Below are 14427 nucleotides of genomic sequence, written 5' to 3'. Positions count from 1 at the left end.
TATGGATGCAAAGACCGCAATCCTTGCGCGTGCGCGCGAGGCCATCGAGCGCTCGCAGGAAGGACGCCCCGTCCGCGAGATCCCTCGTAACTACATCCGAGAAGGGCAGTTTGCTCCGGGCTCAGATGAAGTCATCGCCGATATGATCGAAAAGCTCGAGGATTACTCAGCACAGGTGGTTGAAGCTCGCGATGACGAGGCCATTGCTGACGCTATCGCGAAGTTCCTTTCCGAGGCGAAGGCTTCTTCCGTGGTTGTCCCCACCGGCCTCGATGATCAGTTCAAAAAGGCAGCGGGACGTGACAAGCGCACGGTCCGCGAGGACTCGCGCGAGAACGCTATTCCGACGCTGGAGCTCGATGAGATCGACGCAGTCGTCACCCGCTCGCGTGTTGGCATCTCGATTTCGGGAACGATTGTTCTTGATGGGGAACCCGATCAGGGGCGCCGCGCGATTTCCCTGGTCCCCGACACGCATGTGGTTATTTTGGAACGCTCAGCGATCGTACCGACTGTTCCTCAGGCGGTTGAAATTTTGGGCCAGAATCCGACTCGCCCGACGACCTGGATCGCCGGTGGTTCAGCGACCTCGGATATCGAGTTGGTTCGAGTCAACGGTGTTCACGGTCCCCGCTTCTTGCGGGTCATCATCGCTCACTGAGTACTTCGATCCGACACGTTATTAAGCGGTGGGGCGACCAAAGGCCGCCCCACCGCTTAAGTTTTCCTCGCGACAAATGCCCAAGGCATAGGCACAAGTGACTTATTCTCCGCCCTCCTCAGAATTTTCAAGAGAGAAGGTAAAGGTATGAGTCGTTAAGTCATTCATCACGATATAAATCTTCTCGCGCCCCTCGAGCTCAGCAAAGAAAATGTCTTCGAGCTTAATTCCCTGTTGTTTGAGTTCCTTAGTAAGCCATTCCTTGCTCTGGCCAGAGGCTTCAAGTTGATCCTGAACAACCTGTCCCTTCGAGACTAAGACGTAGCTCAAGCTTCCATCGCCCTTCTTGACAACGGTCAAAGAGCCATTGGACCCATACTGTGCAAACTCAACATCTTCAACTGAAAAGATCCCGCGCGAGCGAAGCTCTTCGATGAAATTAATGATGTCAAAATTACTGCTTGCATCATCGAGAGAATCAATGACGAACTGGCCGTGATTGATGATGGTCACCGCTTTGCCCTTGACGATTTGCCGCGCGGGCATAAAGCGGGAGGCAATGAAGTTGAAGAGCGAAATCATCCCCACGGTTGCAAGCAATAAAACGAGGTAGGAGAAAGTTGAAACCGAGTGGTTATAGATAATACCGCCGATAATTCCACCCAAAATGAAGTTTCCGATGAAGTCAATGGAAGTGAATTGGGTGAGGCTCTGTTTCTTTGTCAAAGTCAGGTGAGCAGAGATGATCACGATACCGATGAAAAGTCGGTAAATCGAGTGTGCGTCAAGGATAAGTTCGTGCCACATATGTCAACAATAGAGCACGGACTAACTAATACCAGTGTGGGGCCCGGTACCAATAGGTACCGGGCCCCACAAAAACTTGCGAACGGAGGAATCAGTCCTCGACGTCCAGCAGGCCGTTCTTGTACGCCTTCGCCAGACGACGGGGAACACGCACCTCACGGCCGCCCACCTTGATGGTGTTCAGCTCAGTGAGATCGGCCTTCCATGCGGACCGGCGAGTGCGGGTGTTTGCTCGGGACATCTTGCGCTTGGGAACTGCCATGACCCTACCGCTCCTCTTCTAGTTCTGACGTTTTACCGCGTCGAAAAACACCCCTTTGGGTGCACAGTCATACGAATACGACTTTCGACAACCTGACCACTGTAGCACGACGGGCCAAAAGTACGCATATTCCAAAGGAAATATTCGTGCGAAGCTCGTCTCATTCGAGCCAAACTCCCCCGCCATGCGACAATGAGACCACCATGTCATCACTTCGAGTCCTTCGCTCAGGAACACGTCTGAGTCACGAGATCGAGATCAAACGATCACGTTTCATTGCTGCGATTGCACGAACAGATTCACCCGAGGAAGCGCGAGCCTTCATCAATTCCATCAAAGAAGAACATCCCCAAGCTCGCCACAATTGCTCGGCATGGATGATTGCGGAAGAAGGGCAATCCCCGTCTCAGCACTCTTCTGACGATGGAGAACCCTCTGGTACCGCTGGAACGCCGATGCTCGATGTTCTCAAGCGGAACGAGCTGTGGAATGTGACGGTCGTCGTCACGCGCTATTTCGGCGGAATACTCTTGGGCGCAGGCGGCCTCGTGCGGGCTTACTCAAGCGCGACCAGCGAAGCCCTCGCACTGGCTTCCTTTGCCCGCCTGGAAGCACTCACGGTTGTGGAAACGGAACTTGATCCCACCGACGCAGGACGAATCGAGGCTGAACTGCGTCGCATGGGAGCACAGGTACTGGCCACCGAATGGAGCCAGAACGTCTTGATCCGCTTAGCAATGTCTCCTGATCAGCTCGAATCCGCCACTGCGCTTCTGGCTAATCTCAGCTCTGGGAAGTATTCCTTCCGTGAATTGGGACAACGTTACATAGAAATCGAGGAATAACTCGGTCGGTTTTAGAGTTGCGGTGTGAGTAAGGCTCACAGCCATCTGAGGAGAAATCATGACGAACATCGCAACTGACGTTACCGATCTCATCGGCGGCACCCCCCTGGTGCGCATTAACCGCTTGAAGAAGGGCGGCGCAGAGATCGTTGCAAAGGTCGAGGCCTTCAATCCCGCTTCTTCCGTTAAGGACCGTATCGCGCGCTCAATCGTTGATGCCGCCGAGGCTTCGGGACAGCTCAAGCCCGGAGGCACCATTATCGAGGCAACTTCCGGCAACACCGGCGTGGCTTTGGCAATGGTTGGCGCTGCTCGCGGATACAAAGTCGTGATCGTCATGCCATCTTCTATGAGCGTTGAGCGTCGCATTCTAATTCGCGCTTTCGGGGCAGAACTGGTCCTAACTGACCCCAAGGGTGGCGTCACCGCAGCGGTTGAGGAAGCCGAACGGATCCGCGACTCTCGTCCCGGTTCAATCATCGCATCGCAATTTACGAACCCTGCCAATCCAGCTGTCCACCGTCGTACGACCGCCGAAGAAATCCTTCGCGATACTGACGAGAACATCGATATCTTTATTGCCGGTGTCGGCACAGGCGGCACTGTTTCTGGCGTAGGTTCGGTGCTCAAGGAACTGAAGCCGGGAGTAAAGGTGATTGCTGTTCAGCCCGCCGAGTCTCCTCTTCTGACCGGTGGACAGGCTGCACCTCACGGAATCCAAGGACTTGGCCCCAACTTTGTCGCAAAGACCTACGATGCCAGCGTGGTCGATGAAGTGATCGATATTGAGACCCCTGTGGCTCTTGAGACTTCCCGCCGTGCAGCAGCAGAAGAAGGACTCCTCGTCGGTATTTCCTCCGGTGCAGCGCTCGCCGCAGCAATTCAGGTTGCTCAGCGCCCTGAAAACGAGGGGAAGCGTATCGTCGTCATTCTGCCGGATACGGGCGAGCGCTACCTCTCCACCGCGCTCTTCGAAAATCTGCGCGACTGAGAACACTCATGAGTGGGTGGGGGCTTATTCCCCACCCACTCAATTTTCTGCCAATCCTCCACACAGCTCGCTAGGCTAGAAACCAGCACGATACGTGCAGATCGCGATTCACGAAAGACTGACCATGGCCTCGTCTCCCCGCAAGGTAATCGAACTTCTTGCAGAAGATCTCCGCACGGCTAAACGCCGCGACCCGGCAGCACGTTCTACCCTCGAGGTCGCACTTGCCTATCCCGGCGTTCATGCACTGTGGACGCACCGCGTAACCCATGCGATGTGGGCGCACCGCCATCTGCGTACTCCTGCGCGTGTACTCTCTTCCCTTGCACGCATGGCGACGGGTGTTGATATCCATCCCGAGGCGAAAATCGGTCGCCGCGTATTTATTGATCATGCGACGGGAGTCGTTATCGGCCAAACCGCTGAGGTAGGTGAAGACGTTGTTATTTTCCACGGTGTCACCCTCGGCGGCGTTGCGATGACTCAGGGCAAACGCCATCCAACTGTCGGAAATCACGTGATGATCGGTGCGGGAGCGAAGGTTCTTGGACCGATCACCATCGGCGATGGAGCAAAGGTCGGCGCAAACGCGGTTGTCACTAAAGATGTTCCCGAGGATGCTGTTGCAATTGGCGTTCCGGCACAATTACGCCAAAAGCCTGAGACTCGCATGGTGGAAGAAGACTGCGATCTCATCATCGATCCGAACTGCTGGGAAGAAGACCCGACCTGGTACATCTAGCACTGCAGGTTTTGTCAAGCCCTCGAACATATTCCCAACTTAAGGACTCCTTAGGCGCACAACTTCCCATAGAACCTCGCGCGTGCAACAGATCACATATTCTGTCCTTATGGATAAACATTCTCTACAAGCACAGATTGACGCACTGACGCGCCTTCACGGTGCAGCAGAGTGTGAAATCGGTGTGCTCACACGATTCGATATCCCCGAGCTTGCACAGCTCTCGCTCGCAGCCTACGGAGAACGCCAAACTCTGGAGGCACAGGCTGAAGCAACGGATGAAATGCGCCTGTGTTTCGAAGGGGTTTTCGGCACCCCGTTGGAAGGATCTTTTCTGGGCGCGTGGGTCGATGGAGACCTCGTCGCAGCAATCATCGTCGTCGTTGACCCCCCTGTAGAAGAACCCAGCGGTCTCCCACAGGTCATCGACTTGATGGTCCACCCGAAATTCCGCCGGCGCGGTATTGCAACGGCTTTGGTCGCAGAATGTGCACGCCGATGCCAAGACTGGGGAGCTTCATCCCTGATCGTCCGCATCGATGAGGCAAATGCGCATCTGCCACACGTTTACGACATCTTCCAGGAGAGCGAAAACTACGAACAGGCTTAAGACCCCAGATTCACTGACGATTCTGTCCTAGTTCTGGCAATTTGAGCACCAGAACAGCCTGCGGTTTTGCATGAGCTTCTCACTGATCATGGTCCCGCATTTAATACAGGGACGACCGCTGCGATGGTAGATGTACCATCGCCCAAGTTCTTCATCCCCTTCAGGAATCGGATCAGGTTGATCTTCGGGACGGATAGTGTCGATCCGTCCGATTTCCAATCCACGAGTCATCAGTTCACAGATGATGTCCCACAGCTGGCCAACGCGAGCCTTTGAGAGCCGGTTTCCTGCGCGCATCGGAGAAATCCCGGCGAGGAAAAGAGCCTCAGCGCGATAGATATTTCCCACCCCTGCTGCAATGGACTGATCCATGATTAATTCACCAACAGGACGTTTACGCGCGCGAACCAGCTCAATGAAACGTTTGCGCATTGCAGGCTCCTGTGATGCCCCAGGTTGCAAAGGATCGCAACCGAGTTTTGACTCAGTAACCAAACGTTGGTCGTCGGAAATGAGCTCGCAGCGATTTGGTCCCGTCACATCTGCAACGGCCACTTCGGAGAGGATACGCAGACGAACCTGCCCCACAGGTTCAGGAGCCTGCCATTGGCCTGCCAAATCCCTAGCCTCGCCGGCAGCAAGATTGTCCTCGACATACAGGCTATCTTCCGAGTAACTTGCCCACTTGAGGGCAGCATGACGGTGTCCCTTCGTTGCAACCCAATTCGTCCGGGGAGCGCCAATTGAGGCTGGAACATCCTGTGTTCGCTCGTCAGCGTCAAAGCGCCAAGAGCCATACAACCCCAAGTGAATATGGAGCCACTGAAGGGATTCTTCACTGGGGAAGGCACGTTCTCCCCACACCGGCGAACTACCGGTAAAAGGAAGAGCAGCCACGGCCTCGGCGCTGTTCAAACGAGCAGCGTATTCAGCTTCAATTTCTCGGGCCTGCTCAATCACGGAAGTGGCGAGGCCGGGAGCAGCGAATGCAACGAACATATGCTTGCCCACTGCTCGCACCGCAACCACAACGTGGCCGTCAATGAGCTGCGCAGACGAGGCGAACCTCCCCTGAGGGGAGGACGCCTGCACCTGAGCGCCTTCGAAAAGAGATGAAAAAGTGTGAGCGATCCGGTGGATCGCATCTCCTTCAGGCATGGTTACTTCGGAAGAACGATGTTGACCAATTGCGGGGCACGCACAATCACCCTGAGAGGCTCGCGGCCTTCGAGGAGCTTGACAATCGGGCCCTGCTCAAGAGCCAGTGCACGAAGATCCTCTTCAGAGATCGAGACCGGAACCTCGATCTTTGCACGCAGCTTGCCATTGGCCTGGACAATCGCTGTGACGGTATCGTCCTCGAGCAAGGATTCGTCTTCCACAACCGGGAAGGGAACGCGAGCAAGAGAATCTGCATGTCCGAGCTTCGACCACAGTTCCTCACAGATGTGCGGAGCAACCGGTGAGAGCATCAAAATGAGGGCCTCGACTGCAACGCGTGGCACGCGATCGAAAGACGTCAGGTGATTGTTGAGAACGATAAGCTTTGCAATCGCAGTGTTGATGCGCAGGTTCTCGTACTCGACGGTCACTTCCGCAATGGTGCGCGCCAAAAGGCGTACGGTCTTTGCATCCATTGGGTCATCGCTGACGGTCACCTCACCGGTGGTCTCGTCCAAAACATTTCGCCACAGACGCTGCAGGAAACGCTGGGAGCCAACAACCGCGCGGGTGTCCCACGGACGTGAGACGTCCAGCGGTCCCATGCTCATCTCATACACGCGGAAAACGTCGGCGCCGTAGGCGTCATACATTTCATCAGGGGTCACGATGTTCTTCAGTGACTTACCCATCTTTCCGTATTCACGGTTAACGGGTTCACCCTTCCACGTGAATCCGGTGGATTCGTCGCCTTCAACTTCGTCCGCGGGAACGTACTGCCCGCGAGCATCCGTGTAGGCATAGGCCTGGACGTAGCCCTGGTTGAACAGGGTGTGGTAGGGCTCAGCGTCGGGAACGAATCCTAGGTCAAAGAGGACCTTCTGCCAGAAGCGTGCGTAGAGCAGGTGGAGAACTGCGTGCTCAACACCGCCGATGTACAGGTCGGTACCACCGCTGATCTTGCCCTCTCGCGGCCCCATCCAGTAGGACAGGTTCTCTTGCGAGGCAAAAGCAGTGGAGTTCGTCGGGTCGGTGTAACGCATCTCGTACCAGCACGAACCGGCCCACTGAGGCATGGTGTTGGTTTCACGGCGATACTTCTTCGGGCCGTCCCCCAGGTCCAGGGTGACGTTCACCCATTCCTGTGCGCGTCCCAGCGGCGCTTCCGGTTCCGTATCAGCATCATCAGGATCGAAGGTACGAGGCGAATAGTCGCTAATCTCGGGAAGCTCAACAGGGAGCATCTCTTCGGGGAGGGCATGAGCCACCCCATCTTCGTCCCAAACGATCGGGAAAGGCTCTCCCCAGTAACGCTGACGACTGAAAAGCCAGTCACGCAGACGGTAGGTAACAGCAGCGCGTCCCAAGCCCTTTTCTTCGAGCCACTGGGTCATTGCCGCCTTTGCCGCGTCCTTATCCAGACCATTGAGGCTAATCTCTTCGTTCGCGGAGTCAACTGCAACGCCATCACCGGTGTAGGCGCCCTGGCTCAGGTCATGAGCGGTCGGATCTTGAGCATCACCGATAGTGCGGATGATATCCAGATCAAAACGCTGAGCGAATTCCCAGTCACGATCATCGTGTGCAGGAACTGCCATGATCGCACCGGTGCCGTAATCCATGAGGACATAATCAGCAATGAACACAGGAATGCGACGGCCATTGACAGGGTTAATTGCCCACAGGCCCGTGAAGACACCCGTCTTCTCCCCCGCATCTTCTGCGCGTTGCTCAGGAGTCTTTGCCCCAGCTTGTGCACGGTAGGCCGCCACGGCCTCGGCAGGCGTTGCATAGCCACCACGCCAGGCCTCGCGGGTGCCTTCGGGCCAGCTCGCGGGGATATCCAGCGCTGCTTGGTCCGAGGCCGAACCCGGGGTGGTGCCACCAAGGAGTGGGTGCTCGGGCGACCAGACGACGAAGGTTGCGCCAAAGAGAGTGTCGGGACGAGTCGTGTAGACCGTGAAACCACGATCACTGACGCCTTCGCCGACTGCAATGAAGTCAACCTCCGCGCCGTTGGAGCGGCCAATCCAGTTGCGCTGCATGGTGCGCACCTTTTCAGGCCAGTTAATGGTGTCGAGGTCTTCAGCGAGGCGATCACCGTAGGCGGTAATACGCATCATCCACTGACGCAGGCTGCGCTTGAAAACCGGGTAGTTACCACGCTCTGAACGGCCATCCGCCGTCACTTCTTCGTTGGCCAAAACGGTTCCCAGACCCGGACACCAGTTCACGGGCGCCTCGGAGATATAGGCGAGGCGGTAGGAATCGATGATCTGCGCGCGCTCACGCGAATTCAATTCATCCCACGTACGTCCCTGCGCGATCTCGGAGGGAAGCTCACGCGCTCCGGAAGCAAACTGTGCGATCAATTCGCTGATCGGACGCGCGGCACCCAAGCCTCGTCCATCGCGACGCGGTGCCTGCGGATCAAACCATGAGTTGAACACCTGAAGGAAAATCCACTGGGTCCAGTGCACATAGTCGACATCGGTCGTTGCGAAGGAACGGCGACGGTCGTGCGAAAGCCCCAGACGGCGCAGCTGACGACGCATGTTCGCGATGTTCTCTTCGGTTGTCACGCGCGGGTGTTGGCCGGTCTGAACAGCGTACTGTTCTGCAGGAAGACCGAAGGCGTCGTAGCCCATGGTGTACAGAACGTTCTCACCTTGCATGCGGTGGAAACGCGCAACGGTGTCAGTTGCGATGTATCCCAGCGGGTGGCCGACATGCAGGCCCTTGCCCGAAGGGTACGGGAACATGTCAAGGAGGAAGAAAGACTGACGTGTGGCTAGATCACCTGCAAGATCTCCCTCGGGGTTATCCGCGTAGAAGGTCCCACGTTCGTCCCATAGGTCCTGCCACTTGTTTTCGATCTCTCCGGCCAATTGCGCCGTGTAACGGAAATCGGGCTCCCCTGTTGAGATCTCGCTCATCCTTGCCTCCATCTACCCTGAAAACACAGTGTCTTCAGGCTCGTTCTATGCCGTATCTAGGGTAGTGCATTGGCGCAAATTTGCCTGTTTATTCCCACTAGGCAAAACCCTCGCGGCGTTCGACAATAGAGACATGAGTACCGTTTTTAAAAAAATTATTTCAGGTGAGTTCTCTGGGCGTTTCGTCTGGGCGGACGATTCCTGCGTTGCTTTCGCAACCATCGAGCCGACGAGTCCAGGTCATGTCCTCGTCGTCCCGCGAGATCCTATTCCTTCATGGACACAATTGGATCCACAGGAATGCACCCACTTGATGGAAGTCGCGCAGATCATCGGCCGAGCACAAGAGCGTGCCTTTGGTGTCGAGCGATCCGGACTTGTTATCGCCGGTTTTGAGGTTCCTCATACGCACCTGCACGTCATTCCTCTGCGCACCGAGAGCGACGTCCTTTTGAGCAATGCAGCCCCTGCAAGCTCAGAAGAACTCGACGCTGCGATTGAGAAGCTTCGCGAGGCCGTGGTTGCTTTGGGTTACGGCGCCAAAGTTCCACCCCAGATGGCCTCGCTTCAGTAACTTGCTTCCTGTTCCTCCACGCTTGTGACGAACACAAGGGCGACTTCTTGGGCGTTAAGCTCAAGGAGTCGTTCTTTTTCTTCTGCTTGAACGATGATTTTCATCGTTTGAGCATCCATTCGTTCACTGATCGCCACGACGGCGTCAAGTCCTAGTCCTTTAGATTCGAGGGAGCGAAGAGCACGTGCATCACTATCGCTAAAACGAGCTATTCGCATACGACGATGAAGTGGAATGTCACGCAAGGGAGTAAGCGAAAGAATGCGCACTTGCCCATCAGTTGAAGGAATCGGATCTCCGTGAGGATCGCGCCTTGGGTATCCCAGTTGTTCATCAATCCGGTTCAGAAGACGGTCGGAAACCGCATGCTCAAGAATTTCGGCTTCCTCGTGGACTTCATCCCAATCGAAGCCCAAAGCATCGTGCAGATAAGTTTCAAGAAGGCGATGACGACGCACAACTTCAAGAGCTCGCCGACGGCCTTCTCCAGTCAAAGTTACTTTCCCATAGGGTTCGTGAAAGGCAAGCCCCTCAGCTGCGAGCCTTTTGACCTTTTCCGAGGCAGTTGAAACCGCGACTCCGACACGCGAAGCAAGTGCACGAATTGTGATTCCTTCGTCACCGTTTTCTTCAGCTCCCCAAATTGCTTTGAGGTAGTCCTGCGTTACCGTATTTTCGCGGGAAACTCGACTATCGACCGATGCCATGTCAACTGCTTGCACTCCCCTAGCCTACAGCCTCGTACTCAAAATTCGGCCCCGGCATGATTTGCGCATGGCGTCATTAGTATGTAATCTACTTTCTTGTCCTTAGGACAAAGCGCCATTAGCTCAACTGGCAGAGCAGCTGACTCTTAATCAGCGGGTTGGGGGTTCAAGTCCCTCATGGCGCACACAGTACGTTCACTTGTGTGCTACTGTAAACACATAACTGAAGCGCCATTAGCTCAACTGGCAGAGCAGCTGACTCTTAATCAGCGGGTTGGGGGTTCAAGTCCCTCATGGCGCACCCATTGCCGAGGCGGCGCCAATGGCCGGGTACCTCTTTGCGTATCTGTGCCCTACTCACCCCCCTCGGAGCATCTCATGCGTCGTCTCACTTCTTCAGAGAAGGATCTGCTCGCATCGATTGAACAACAGTTAAGTGCTCGTCGCCGTACCGTCATTACTCCCGATATCGTCGAGCAGGCCACCCATCTGGTCCGTTCAATGACCGATCCCCGCCCAGGCCTTCACGAACTCGTCGGCCCTGTGTGTACCACATCCGACATCGTTGCCTGGCTTGGAATTTCGCGTCAAGGAATCAACAAGGCTGTGCGAACCAATCGCATTCTTGCAGTCCAATCCCCTTCAACAATCTGGTACTACCCCACGTGGCAGCTTATGGCCAATCACTCCGTCATTGACGATATGTCGGATGTTCTCGGTCGCCTGCGCGGTCGGGTTCACCAGCTCACCGCTGCTTCGTGGTTCCAACGTCCCCTCGAGGTACTTGATCAGACGACCCCGGCACAGTGGATGCTCGAAGGGCACGACCTGCACACCCTCGTTGGTGCTGCCGAATCCTTTGCAACCGCCGAAGAACGCCGTCCTTCGCCGGTCCCGCTGTTTGATCCGGAGATCCAAGCAACATCACTGTGACCGCGACACGCTCACCTTCGCAGCTCATCTACAAGAGCCGGCTGCGGAGTGGGGTTCAACGGCGCACCGCGCTCCGCAGTCATTCATCCCTCATCACAAATAGAAATCGGGCCAAACCACGATGAAGCGGTTTGGCCCAATTTTTACTTAGTCATCAAGACCGAGGTCTCTACGCAAGCGGGCAACATGGCCGGTTGCCTTGACGTTATACAAGGCATGCGTGACGACGCCGCTGGTGTCAAGAACGATGGTTGAGCGAATAATGCCCAAGAAGATCTTGCCGTAGTTCTTCTTTTCTCCCCATGCTCCCCACTGGGCAAGCATTGTCTTATCCGGGTCCGAGGCCAAAGGAAAGTTCAAAGACTGTTTCTGCGAAAAGTTTTCAAGGGCTTTCATTGAATCGGCGCTGACGCCGATGACTTCATAGCCCTGTGCCTTAAAAGAATTGAAGTGATCCCTAAAATCACATGCTTCCTTCGTACACCCGGGTGTCGAGGCCTTGGGATAGAAATAGACGATGACTCCGACGCGAGCCCGTCCTAAGAGGTCGTGCAAAGAAAGAGTTCCCTGCGTGGTTTCGAGCGTGAAGTCGGGAGCCTTGTCCCCTACGTGAAGTTGAGCCATAGCGACGAGCTTAGTCGTGAGAGAGGCCCCATGCTCGCGTAGTGCTTCGAGGAGTGCATCGCACCATCGATAAGGTAAACTCGGAGCGTTGCGCGAGTGGCGGAATTGGTAGACGCGCTGGATTTAGGTTCCAGTGTCTTTGACGTGTGGGTTCGAGTCCCATCTTGCGCACTGATAAATTCCCGCGCCTCCCCTAGGAGGCCACGCTTCCCTCACCACGGTTTGCACGTTCAATTGTCGCCTCGGCAATCACGCGAGTTCCCCGATACAGAACCATGGATTGCCCAGCTGCCACACCACGAATTGGCAGCGCCAGGGAGAGCTCAAGCTTTTCTTCCTCTTCCCCGAAGCGCTGGACAGAGGTAACAACGCTGGGCGTGCCGTGGGCACGGATCTGCGCGGTGAGCACACGCTCGTCAACCTCGCCCAGGCTCCGCTCCCCGATCGATGCGCCAAAGGCACTCGTCGCGGCCTCGTCAACGTCTCCCTGATCGTCGTTTGCTAGCCAGACGATATCCGAGCAAGTGATACGGTCCACCGACAAGAGTTCTGAAGCGCCAACAATCACTTGATTGGTCTCGGGGCGTGTTTCCACCACATACCGAGGTCGACCGTCTGCAGCCGGATTCCCTAAGTTCAAACCACGACGCTGACCGACCGTGAAATTCCAGTACCCTTCGTGGCGGCCAACAACTTGCCCATCGGTATCGACGATTTCTCCGGGCTTTGAGCCCAGATGAGACTTGAGGAAGCCTTGGGTATCTCCATCGGGGATGAAACAGATATCGTAAGAATCGGGCTTGTTGGAAACCCCCAGCCCCATTCTTTCAGCTTCTGAACGCACCCAGGCTTTCGAAGGCGCCTCGCCCAACGGGAAGATCACGCGTGGTAGTTCCTGCGGTCCCATAATTGCCAAGACGTAGGATTGGTCCTTCGCTTCGTCTTTGCCTCGGTGCAGCTGCGGCCCATTCGGCCCTTCAACAATCCGCGCGTAGTGTCCCGTACAGACTGCGTCAAAGCCAAGCGCCCGCGCGCGCTGCGCGAGCTCTCTGAATTTCACAAACTCATTGCATCGCACGCAGGGATTCGGGGTGTGCCCGGCCGCGTACTGCTCAACGAAGTCGGTGATCACTGTCTGCTCAAACTCTTCTGCAAGATCCCACACGTAGAAGGGAATCCCCATAATCTCAGCTGCGCGCGCAGCATCTGCCGCGTCTTCAACGGAGCAGCAGCCGCGTGAGCCAAGGCGACATTCTTGAGGCTGGGAGGAAAGAGCCATGTGGACACCGACTACCTCGTGACCTGCTTCTACGGCTTTCGCGGCTGCGACTGCAGAGTCAACTCCGCCTGAAAGAGCTGCTAAGACCCTCATGCGCCCGTTCCCTCTCGTTCATCCAAGGCTTGCCCGGCTCGAATGGCTGCGGGAAGTGCTGCCAAGAAAGCATCGATATCTTCTGCCTGAGTTTCAATTCCCGTCGATACTCGCAACACCCCCAGAGCCTGGTTTTCGTCGTATCCCAGTTCCATGACGATTCTTGAAGGCCGCGAAACACCAGCATGGCACGCGGATCCAGCCGAGACGTCAATGTCCGCCATATCCATTGCTAAAAGGACCGCTTCGGGATGGTGAGTCGGGATCATCAAGTGGATAATCGCCGCCGAGGCCGCGTGGGGGTCCACCGTCATGCGCACATCGCTGGGAAGACCAGCAAGGAGACGGCGACGAAGGTCTTGCGCCCTCTGAACCCGTTCGAGGCGGTGTGCAGCTGCGTACTCCAGTGCAGTTGCCAGTGCACATGCGCCAGCAACATCTGGGGTACCCGAGCGGATCCCCCTTTCGTGTCCTCCACCTGGGCGGTCGGTTACGACCTTCACTCCCCGGCGAACAAGTAATGCACCAGTGCCGACGGGGGCCCCAACTTTGTGGCCTCCCACTGTCAGCAGGTCGAGGCCACTCTCGCTGAAATTGACATCGCAGTATCCAATTGCTTGCGCTGCATCGGAGTGAAGAAGAGGAGATTGCACGTCTAGGGAGTGTGACCTGACGAGTTCAGATAGTTCCCCGATCGGTTGAATAGTTCCCACTTCAGAACACACCCACGTCAGGGACATGAGCGCGGCACGTTGAAGCATCTCCGGGTTTTCACGCAGATTCTCAAATGTCGTAACACCCCGTGAATCGACATCAAACTTGCGAATGTTAAAGCCCTCACGCCCCAGCGCTTCAGATTGTTCGCTGACTGCGTCGTGTTCAAGGCGCGACATCCACACATCGCTGCGCGTCGCATCTTTGTTTCGCATTCCCCGAGAAGCCCCAAGAAGTGCAAGAGCATCAGATTCTGTTGCGCCCGATGTGAAGACCAGCTCCGCACGCTCGGCACCAAGGGCAGCACTCGCACGTTCTCGCGCATCTTCAAGCATCCTGCGTGCAGCGCGTCCACCGGCATGTAGCGCAGCCGGATTCCCAGGGCGTTCACTCAGTGCTTCCTGGGCATGCATCCATGCTTCACAAACACCGGGGGCCAGAGGCGTTGATCCCGCGTGATCAAGGTAATGCGACACGTGTGTCTTTCA

Annotated in this window: 15 protein-coding genes and 3 tRNA genes; 10 read left to right on the top strand and 8 right to left on the bottom strand. The window is 56.1% G+C overall.

Annotated features, from left to right (window positions below):
* The first annotated feature begins 1 nt into the window (after position 1).
* Positions 2 to 661, top strand: coding sequence for a LutC/YkgG family protein (locus HMPREF1627_RS08730; protein ID WP_199805888.1), 660 nt, complete (start codon positions 2 to 4; stop codon positions 659 to 661).
* Positions 662 to 763: 102 nt separating this feature from the next.
* Here the strand turns inward: HMPREF1627_RS08730 and HMPREF1627_RS08725 are convergent, their stop codons facing one another.
* Together HMPREF1627_RS08725 and rpmF are read right to left on the bottom strand one after the other, a co-directional pair.
* On the bottom strand, positions 764 to 1468 hold the full coding sequence (locus HMPREF1627_RS08725) for a DUF421 domain-containing protein (RefSeq protein ID WP_034502965.1): 705 nt from the start codon (positions 1466 to 1468) through the stop codon (positions 764 to 766).
* A gap of 91 nt (positions 1469 to 1559) precedes the next feature.
* Positions 1560 to 1730, bottom strand: a complete 171-nt coding sequence (gene rpmF, locus HMPREF1627_RS08720; RefSeq protein WP_009409287.1) for a 50S ribosomal protein L32 — start codon at positions 1728 to 1730, stop codon at positions 1560 to 1562.
* A 203-nt stretch (positions 1731 to 1933) separates the two neighbouring features.
* Between rpmF and HMPREF1627_RS08715 the strand changes: the two genes are divergently transcribed.
* The 4 genes from HMPREF1627_RS08715 (at position 1934) to HMPREF1627_RS08700 (ending at position 4918) form a co-directional block, all read left to right on the top strand.
* Positions 1934 to 2575 (top strand): YigZ family protein, encoded by a 642-nt coding sequence (locus HMPREF1627_RS08715; RefSeq protein WP_034502960.1) that lies wholly within the window; start codon positions 1934 to 1936, stop codon positions 2573 to 2575.
* A 58-nt stretch (positions 2576 to 2633) separates the two neighbouring features.
* The gene (gene cysK, locus HMPREF1627_RS08710; RefSeq protein ID WP_034502956.1) at positions 2634 to 3566 is read left to right on the top strand and encodes a cysteine synthase A; all 933 of its coding nucleotides are present in this window, start codon (positions 2634 to 2636) and stop codon (positions 3564 to 3566) included.
* A gap of 124 nt (positions 3567 to 3690) precedes the next feature.
* Complete coding sequence (gene cysE, locus HMPREF1627_RS08705) at positions 3691 to 4308, top strand: serine O-acetyltransferase (protein ID WP_034503696.1); 618 nt, start codon at positions 3691 to 3693, stop codon at positions 4306 to 4308.
* 109 nt (positions 4309 to 4417) lie between these two features.
* A complete protein-coding gene (locus HMPREF1627_RS08700; protein WP_034503689.1) occupies positions 4418 to 4918 on the top strand; it encodes a GNAT family N-acetyltransferase in 501 nt (166 codons plus the stop codon).
* Between the two features lie 27 nt (positions 4919 to 4945).
* Here HMPREF1627_RS08700 and HMPREF1627_RS08695 read toward each other — a convergent pair whose 3' ends face one another.
* Together HMPREF1627_RS08695 and HMPREF1627_RS08690 are read right to left on the bottom strand one after the other, a co-directional pair.
* Positions 4946 to 6076 carry an Fpg/Nei family DNA glycosylase gene (locus HMPREF1627_RS08695; RefSeq protein ID WP_034502952.1) on the bottom strand — a complete coding sequence of 377 codons (1131 nt, stop codon included), beginning with the start codon at positions 6074 to 6076 and terminating at the stop codon, positions 4946 to 4948.
* A 2-nt stretch (positions 6077 to 6078) separates the two neighbouring features.
* Positions 6079 to 9015, bottom strand: a complete 2937-nt coding sequence (locus HMPREF1627_RS08690; RefSeq protein WP_034502950.1) for a leucine--tRNA ligase — start codon at positions 9013 to 9015, stop codon at positions 6079 to 6081.
* A 133-nt stretch (positions 9016 to 9148) separates the two neighbouring features.
* Here HMPREF1627_RS08690 and HMPREF1627_RS08685 point away from each other — a divergent pair, with 133 nt between their 5' ends.
* On the top strand, positions 9149 to 9589 hold the full coding sequence (locus HMPREF1627_RS08685) for an HIT family protein (RefSeq protein WP_034502947.1): 441 nt from the start codon (positions 9149 to 9151) through the stop codon (positions 9587 to 9589).
* Here HMPREF1627_RS08685 and HMPREF1627_RS08680 read toward each other — a convergent pair.
* A complete protein-coding gene (locus tag HMPREF1627_RS08680) occupies positions 9583 to 10311 on the bottom strand; it encodes a metal-dependent transcriptional regulator (RefSeq protein ID WP_234305303.1) in 729 nt (242 codons plus the stop codon). The two genes, HMPREF1627_RS08685 and HMPREF1627_RS08680, sit on opposite strands and share 7 nt — an antisense overlap.
* A gap of 97 nt (positions 10312 to 10408) precedes the next feature.
* On the opposite strand from HMPREF1627_RS08680, the gene HMPREF1627_RS08675 reads away from it, so the two are divergent.
* The 3 genes from HMPREF1627_RS08675 (at position 10409) to HMPREF1627_RS08665 (ending at position 11229) form a co-directional block, all read left to right on the top strand.
* A tRNA-Lys gene (locus HMPREF1627_RS08675) sits at positions 10409 to 10481 on the top strand.
* A gap of 43 nt (positions 10482 to 10524) precedes the next feature.
* Positions 10525 to 10597, top strand: a tRNA-Lys gene (locus tag HMPREF1627_RS08670).
* Between the two features lie 77 nt (positions 10598 to 10674).
* Positions 10675 to 11229, top strand: a complete 555-nt coding sequence (locus HMPREF1627_RS08665) for a hypothetical protein (RefSeq protein WP_034502943.1) — start codon at positions 10675 to 10677, stop codon at positions 11227 to 11229.
* Positions 11230 to 11376: 147 nt separating this feature from the next.
* On the opposite strand, the gene bcp is transcribed toward HMPREF1627_RS08665, so the two are convergent.
* Entirely contained in the window at positions 11377 to 11853 is a 477-nt protein-coding gene (bcp, locus tag HMPREF1627_RS08660; RefSeq protein ID WP_034502939.1) for a thioredoxin-dependent thiol peroxidase, read from the bottom strand.
* A gap of 90 nt (positions 11854 to 11943) precedes the next feature.
* Here bcp and HMPREF1627_RS08655 point away from each other — a divergent pair.
* Positions 11944 to 12024, top strand: a tRNA-Leu gene (locus HMPREF1627_RS08655).
* Between the two features lie 22 nt (positions 12025 to 12046).
* Here the strand turns inward: HMPREF1627_RS08655 and mnmA are convergent.
* Positions 12047 to 13225, bottom strand: coding sequence for a tRNA 2-thiouridine(34) synthase MnmA (gene mnmA, locus HMPREF1627_RS08650; protein ID WP_034502936.1), 1179 nt, complete (start codon positions 13223 to 13225; stop codon positions 12047 to 12049).
* Positions 13222 to 14415 (bottom strand): cysteine desulfurase family protein, encoded by a 1194-nt coding sequence (locus tag HMPREF1627_RS08645; RefSeq protein WP_034502932.1) that lies wholly within the window; start codon positions 14413 to 14415, stop codon positions 13222 to 13224. The genes mnmA and HMPREF1627_RS08645 overlap by 4 nt, the downstream gene beginning before the upstream one ends.
* Positions 14416 to 14427: the final 12 nt, after the last annotated feature.

The organism is Actinomyces sp. S6-Spd3 (genome assembly GCF_000758755.1).
In the GTDB taxonomy this organism is placed as follows: domain Bacteria; phylum Actinomycetota; class Actinomycetes; order Actinomycetales; family Actinomycetaceae; genus Pauljensenia.
This window is presented reverse-complemented; position numbering and strand designations above follow the sequence as displayed.

Bases quoted from the DNA above. Each gene is read 5' to 3' on its own strand.
- mnmA (WP_034502936.1), bottom strand. From the start codon at position 13,225: ATGAGGGTCTTAGCAGCTCTTTCAGGCGGAGTTGACTCTGCAGTCGCA.
- HMPREF1627_RS08665 (WP_034502943.1), top strand. From the start codon at position 10,675: ATGCGTCGTCTCACTTCTTCAGAGAAGGATCTGCTCGCATCGATTGAA.
- HMPREF1627_RS08690 (WP_034502950.1), bottom strand. From the start codon at position 9,015: ATGAGCGAGATCTCAACAGGGGAGCCCGATTTCCGTTACACGGCGCAA.
- HMPREF1627_RS08730 (WP_199805888.1), top strand. From the start codon at position 2: ATGGATGCAAAGACCGCAATCCTTGCGCGTGCGCGCGAGGCCATCGAG.
- HMPREF1627_RS08715 (WP_034502960.1), top strand. From the start codon at position 1,934: ATGTCATCACTTCGAGTCCTTCGCTCAGGAACACGTCTGAGTCACGAG.
- rpmF (WP_009409287.1), bottom strand. From the start codon at position 1,730: ATGGCAGTTCCCAAGCGCAAGATGTCCCGAGCAAACACCCGCACTCGC.
- cysK (WP_034502956.1), top strand. From the start codon at position 2,634: ATGACGAACATCGCAACTGACGTTACCGATCTCATCGGCGGCACCCCC.
- HMPREF1627_RS08725 (WP_034502965.1), bottom strand. From the start codon at position 1,468: ATGTGGCACGAACTTATCCTTGACGCACACTCGATTTACCGACTTTTC.
- HMPREF1627_RS08700 (WP_034503689.1), top strand. From the start codon at position 4,418: ATGGATAAACATTCTCTACAAGCACAGATTGACGCACTGACGCGCCTT.
- HMPREF1627_RS08695 (WP_034502952.1), bottom strand. From the start codon at position 6,076: ATGCCTGAAGGAGATGCGATCCACCGGATCGCTCACACTTTTTCATCT.
- HMPREF1627_RS08685 (WP_034502947.1), top strand. From the start codon at position 9,149: ATGAGTACCGTTTTTAAAAAAATTATTTCAGGTGAGTTCTCTGGGCGT.
- bcp (WP_034502939.1), bottom strand. From the start codon at position 11,853: ATGGCTCAACTTCACGTAGGGGACAAGGCTCCCGACTTCACGCTCGAA.
- cysE (WP_034503696.1), top strand. From the start codon at position 3,691: ATGGCCTCGTCTCCCCGCAAGGTAATCGAACTTCTTGCAGAAGATCTC.